Raw genomic sequence first — 517 nt, forward strand, 5'->3', positions numbered from 1 at the left:
GATCTACCGCCTTGAGCGAGAGTTGGCCGCGCTGAGCAGTGAAGAACGTTTGGCCCGAAGGTGCAGCGAAACCCAACCACTATGGGGAGAGCTGCATGCCTGGCTGCAGTTGGAGCGATCTCGCGTACCCGATGGCAGCATCACGGCCAAGGCGCTGGATTACAGCCTCAGGAATTGGACCGAGCTGACGCGTCACCTACAGGATGGCGAAGTGAGCGTGGACAACAACAGCCTGGAAAATCTGATTCGTCCGTGGGCCATGGGACGCCGCGCGTGGTTGTTCACGGGCAGTGAACTGGCTGGTCAGCGCGCCGCGATCGTGATGAGCCTGGTGCAATCGGCCAAGCTCCACGGGCATGATCCGTGGGCCTATCTCCGAGACGTGCTGGCCCGACTGCCAACCCACCTGAACAGCCGCATTGACGAGCTGCTTCCTCACAATTGGCGCCTGGCGCGCTGAAGATACTCTCACTCACAACGCAGTTCGACTGGCAAGGTGGTATCGCCGGACGCTTAC

Annotated in this window: 1 protein-coding gene; it reads left to right on the top strand. The window is 60.9% G+C overall.

Features of this window, described 5'->3' with window-relative positions; genetic code table 11:
• The coding region (locus JHD73_RS28005; protein WP_199033367.1) for a transposase at nt 1-460 on the top strand (460 nt) is incomplete at its 5' end.
• Nucleotides 461-517: the final 57 nt, after the last annotated feature.

The organism is Ralstonia sp. ASV6 (assembly GCF_016429285.1).
GTDB lineage: Bacteria > Pseudomonadota > Gammaproteobacteria > Burkholderiales > Burkholderiaceae > Ralstonia > Ralstonia flaminis.